This is a genomic window from Streptomyces sp. NPDC127106 (assembly GCF_042677605.1).
In the GTDB taxonomy this organism is placed as follows: Bacteria; Actinomycetota; Actinomycetes; order Streptomycetales; family Streptomycetaceae; genus Streptomyces.
Genome location: NZ_JBHXTC010000019.1, coordinates 119,676 through 124,108, shown reverse-complemented (window position 1 = coordinate 124,108; position 4,433 = coordinate 119,676). Strand labels below are relative to the sequence as shown.

5 protein-coding genes are annotated in these 4,433 nt (G+C 69.4%); all 5 read left to right on the top strand.

Annotated features, from left to right (window positions below):
- Window positions 1-263 precede the first annotated feature (263 nt).
- The 5 genes from gap to ACFVGY_RS18425 all read left to right on the top strand — a co-directional run bounded on the left by gap (window position 264) and on the right by ACFVGY_RS18425 (window position 4,341).
- Window positions 264-1,268 carry a type I glyceraldehyde-3-phosphate dehydrogenase gene (gene gap, locus ACFVGY_RS18445; protein ID WP_385678169.1) on the top strand — a complete coding sequence of 335 codons (1,005 nt, stop codon included), beginning with the start codon at window positions 264-266 and terminating at the stop codon, window positions 1,266-1,268.
- Window positions 1,269-1,414: 146 nt separating this feature from the next.
- Window positions 1,415-2,626, top strand: a complete 1,212-nt coding sequence (locus tag ACFVGY_RS18440) for a phosphoglycerate kinase (protein ID WP_385678167.1) — start codon at window positions 1,415-1,417, stop codon at window positions 2,624-2,626.
- A 5-nt stretch (window positions 2,627-2,631) separates the two neighbouring features.
- Window positions 2,632-3,408, top strand: coding sequence for a triose-phosphate isomerase (gene tpiA / locus ACFVGY_RS18435; protein WP_385678164.1), 777 nt, complete (start codon window positions 2,632-2,634; stop codon window positions 3,406-3,408).
- A 172-nt stretch (window positions 3,409-3,580) separates the two neighbouring features.
- Window positions 3,581-3,811 carry a preprotein translocase subunit SecG gene (secG, locus tag ACFVGY_RS18430; RefSeq protein WP_385678161.1) on the top strand — a complete coding sequence of 77 codons (231 nt, stop codon included), beginning with the start codon at window positions 3,581-3,583 and terminating at the stop codon, window positions 3,809-3,811.
- Between the two features lie 194 nt (window positions 3,812-4,005).
- Window positions 4,006-4,341, top strand: coding sequence for an RNA polymerase-binding protein RbpA (locus tag ACFVGY_RS18425; RefSeq protein WP_007263454.1), 336 nt, complete (start codon window positions 4,006-4,008; stop codon window positions 4,339-4,341).
- Window positions 4,342-4,433 lie beyond the last annotated feature (92 nt).

Sequence of the window (4,433 nt, the reverse complement as noted above, 5' to 3'; positions counted from 1 at the left end):
AACAACGCGCTCCAACCTATATCAACACTTCCTTTGTGGGGGGCTGCGTCTGTTGTTTAAACGCCCCCGCCCCACCCCCGCGCACCCGGGGCCCGCGGGGCGGCGGGCCCCCCCCCGGTTTCCGGGGGCGGGTCCCCGGGGTGTGTCAGCCCTTGGACGATGTCACTCGCAAGCTCACGGAGAGGTAGGGTCGTAAGCGGTCGGGGACATCCCATTACAGCTCGCCGGCGCACAGACCGGCGCACCAACGAGGAGATCGGTTCGTGACGATCCGCGTAGGAATCAACGGTTTTGGCCGAATTGGCCGCAACTACTTCCGAGCTCTCCTGGAGCAGGGGGCGGACATCGAGATCGTCGGTGTCAACGACCTGACGGACAACGCCACCCTGGTGCACCTCCTCAAGTACGACAGCATCCTCGGCCGCCTCCAGCAGGAGGTCACGCACACCGAGGACACCATCACGGTCGGCGGCAACACCTTCAAGACCTTCGCCGAGCGCGACCCCGCGAACCTCCCCTGGGGCGAACTGGGCGCCGACATCGTCATCGAGTCGACCGGCATCTTCACGAAGAAGGCCGACGCCGCCAAGCACATCGCCGCCGGCGCGAAGAAGGTCCTCATCTCGGCTCCGGCCAAGGACGAGGACATCACCATCGTGATGGGCGTCAACCAGGACAAGTACGACGCGGCCAACCACCACGTCATCTCCAACGCCTCCTGCACCACCAACTGCGTGGCGCCGATGGCCAAGGTCCTCGACGAGAACTTCGGCATCGTCAAGGGCATGATGACGACGGTCCACGCGTACACGAACGACCAGCGCATCCTGGACTTCCCGCACTCGGACCTGCGCCGCGCCCGCGCCGCCGCCGAGAACATCATCCCCACCTCCACCGGTGCCGCCAAGGCCACCGCCCTGGTCCTCCCGCAGCTGAAGGGCAAGCTGGACGGCATCGCCATGCGCGTCCCGGTCCCCACCGGCTCGGTCACCGACCTCGTCATCGAGCTGGACCGCGAGGCCACCAAGGACGAGATCAACGCCGCCTTCCAGAAGGCCGCCGAGGGCCAGCTGAGGGGCATCCTGGACTACACCGAGGACCCGATCGTCTCCTCCGACATCGTGAACTGGCCCGCCTCCTGCACGTTCGACTCCTCCCTGACGATGGTCCAGGGCAAGCAGGTCAAGGTCGTCGGCTGGTACGACAACGAGTGGGGCTACTCCAACCGCCTCGTCGACCTCACCGTCTTCGTCGGCGGTCAGCTCTAAGGTTCGTCGGGCACCAAAGCCGAACACGATGATGTGAGCACAGGGTCCGCGCAGCGCGATGAAGCGTTGTACGGGCCCTGTTGCTTGCCTGTCCCACCCACCCCGCAGCGGCACCGCCCGTGCCGGGGGACAAGGAGTAGAAACAGATGAAGACGATCGACGAACTCCTCGCCGAGGGCGTCTCCGGCAAGAGGGTCTTCGTGCGCGCGGACCTCAACGTGCCGCTCGCCGGTGACCGGATCACCGACGACGGCCGCATCCGCGCCGTGCAGCCGACCATCGCGAAGCTCGCCGAGGCCGGCGCCCGCGTGGTCGTCGCCTCGCACCTCGGTCGCCCGAAGGGCGCTCCGGACCCGGCGTTCTCGCTCGCCCCGGCCGCCGAGCGGCTCGGCGAACTGCTCGGCGCCGAGGTGGCCTTCGCCGCCGACACCGTCGGCGCCTCGGCCCGGGAGACCGTCGCGAAGCTCGCCGACGGCCAGGTCGCGGTCCTGGAGAACCTGCGCTTCAACCCGGGCGAGACGTCCAAGGACGACGCCGAGCGCGGCGCCTTCGCCGACCAGCTCGCCGAACTGGCCGACGTCTACGTCGGCGACGGCTTCGGCGCAGTCCACCGCAAGCACGCCTCGGTCTTCGACCTGCCCGCGCGCCTCCCGCACGCGGCCGGCTTCCTCATCGCCACCGAGGTCGGCGTCCTGAAGAAGCTGACCGCCGAGGTCAAGCGCCCCTACGTCGTCGTCCTGGGCGGCGCCAAGGTCTCCGACAAGCTCGCCGTCATCGACGAGCTGCTCGGCAAGGCCGACCGCCTCCTGATCGGCGGCGGCATGGCCTACACCTTCCTGTACGCCAAGGGCTACGAGGTCGGCATCTCCCTGCTCCAGAAGGACCAGGTGGAGAAGGTCAAGGAGTACATGGCGCGGGCCGAGGCGAGCGGCGTCGAGCTGCTCCTGCCGGTCGACGTCCTCGCCTCCGCGGACTTCCCCGACCTCAAGGGCAAGACCCCGGCCGAGTACGTCACCGTCGACGCGGACGAGATCCCCGCCGACAAGGAGGGCCTGGACATCGGCCCCAGGACCCGCGAGCTGTACGCTTCGAAGATCGCCGATGCCGAGACCGTCTTCTGGAACGGCCCGGTCGGCGTCTTCGAGCACCCCGACTACGCCGGCGGCACCCGCGCGATCGCGCAGGCACTCGTCGACAGCTCCGCGTTCACCGTCGTGGGCGGCGGCGACTCCGCCGCGGCCGTGCGGACGCTCGGCTTCGACGAGAACGCTTTCGGCCACATCTCTACCGGCGGCGGCGCCTCCCTCGAGTACCTCGAGGGCAAGACGCTCCCCGGCATCGCTGCACTGGAGGTCTGAACCGCATGACCACGCGCACCCCGCTGATGGCGGGCAACTGGAAGATGAACCTCAACCACCTCGAGGCCATCGCCCACGCCCAGAAGCTCGCCTTCGCCCTCTCCGACAAGGACTACGACGCCGTCGAGGTCGCGGTCCTGGTGCCCTTCACCGACCTGCGCTCGGTCCAGACGCTGGTCGAGGGCGACAAGCTGAAGATCAAGTACGGCGCCCAGGACATCTCGGCGCAGGACTCCGGCGCCTACACCGGCGAGATCTCCGGCCCGATGCTCTCGAAGCTGAAGTGCACGTACGTGGCCGTCGGCCACAGCGAGCGCCGCCAGTACCACGGCGAGACCGACGAGCTCTGCAACGCCAAGGTCAAGGCCGCCTTCCGCAACGGCCTCACCCCGATCCTGTGCGTCGGCGAGGGCCTCGACGTCCGCAAGGCCGGCAACCAGGTCGCGCACACCCTCGCCCAGGTCGACGGCGGCCTGAAGGACGTACCGGCCGACCAGGCCGAGTCCATCGTGATCGCCTACGAGCCCGTCTGGGCCATCGGCACCGGCGAGGTCGCCACCCCCGAGGACGCCCAGGAGGTCTGCGGGGCCATCCGCGCCCGCCTCGCCGAGCTGTACACCCAGGAGCTGGCCGACGCGGTCCGCATCCAGTACGGCGGCTCGGTCAAGGCCGGCAACATCGCAGCGATCATGGCCCAGCCGGACGTCGACGGCGCCCTCGTCGGCGGCGCGGCCCTCGACGCGGACGAGTTCGTCAAGATCGTCCGCTTCCGGGACCAGTAGTCCGCAGCGGGTCCGCGCGCAGGCCGAACGCGCGCGGCAGCGAGTAGGCGGCGGGGCGGATCCGTCGTACCCTTGCGGGGGCCAGGGGGCTGAACCAGCAGCCACTGGCCCCCGCGCACGTCCAGCACAGCCGGAAGCCAGAGAAGCCAGAAAGTAGGAATCAGCCGTGGTTATGGGGTTCTCGATTGCCCTGATCGTCTTCAGCGCCCTGCTGATGCTGCTCGTGCTGATGCACAAGGGCAAGGGCGGCGGCCTCTCGGACATGTTCGGCGGCGGCATGCAGTCGTCGGTCGGCGGCTCCTCGGTCGCCGAGCGCAACCTCGACCGCATCACCATCGTGGTCGGTCTGCTGTGGTTCGCGTGCATCGTGGCGCTCGGCCTGCTCACCAAGTCGGCGGGCTGACCCGTCCGGCAGCCGACGGTTCTCGCCATTCGGCCCGTCCGGCCGGGCCCGCCCTGCCTATCATGAGGACGGCGTCCACAGCCTGGAGTGAGTAACTCCATTTGCTGGACGTGCGTTGGGCCTTACGTAGACTGGGGCGCCCGCGGCGGAAACCACTCACGCTTCGCGGCACCATCACGCAGGGAGTTACGACCGTGGCAAGTGGCAACGCGATCCGTGGTAGCCGGGTCGGGGCGGGGCCGATGGGCGAGGCCGAGCGCGGTGAGTCCGCACCCCGCCTGCGCATCTCGTTCTGGTGCTCGAACGGGCACGAGACGCAGCCCAGCTTCGCCAGCGACGCGCAGGTGCCGGACACCTGGGACTGCCCGCGCTGCGGGTTCCCGGCGGGACAGGACCGGGACAACCCCCCGGCGCCGCCCCGCACCGAGCCCTACAAGACGCACCTGGCGTACGTACGGGAGCGGCGCACGGACGCCGACGGAGAGGCGATCCTCGCCGAGGCGCTGGCCAAACTCCGCGGCGAGATCTGACGAACGCGCGATGACGAGGTGACAGGGGCCCGGGGCCCCCGGGGGGTTTGAAGGGGGGCGGGGCCCCAGCGGGGGGGGGGGCCCCCCAGCCA

Coding starts and splice junctions, on each gene's coding strand:
- ACFVGY_RS18440 (WP_385678167.1), top strand. CDS start 1,415: ATGAAGACGATCGACGAACTCCTCGCCGAGGGCGTCTCCGGCAAGAGG.
- tpiA (WP_385678164.1), top strand. CDS start 2,632: ATGACCACGCGCACCCCGCTGATGGCGGGCAACTGGAAGATGAACCTC.
- secG (WP_385678161.1), top strand. CDS start 3,581: ATGGGGTTCTCGATTGCCCTGATCGTCTTCAGCGCCCTGCTGATGCTG.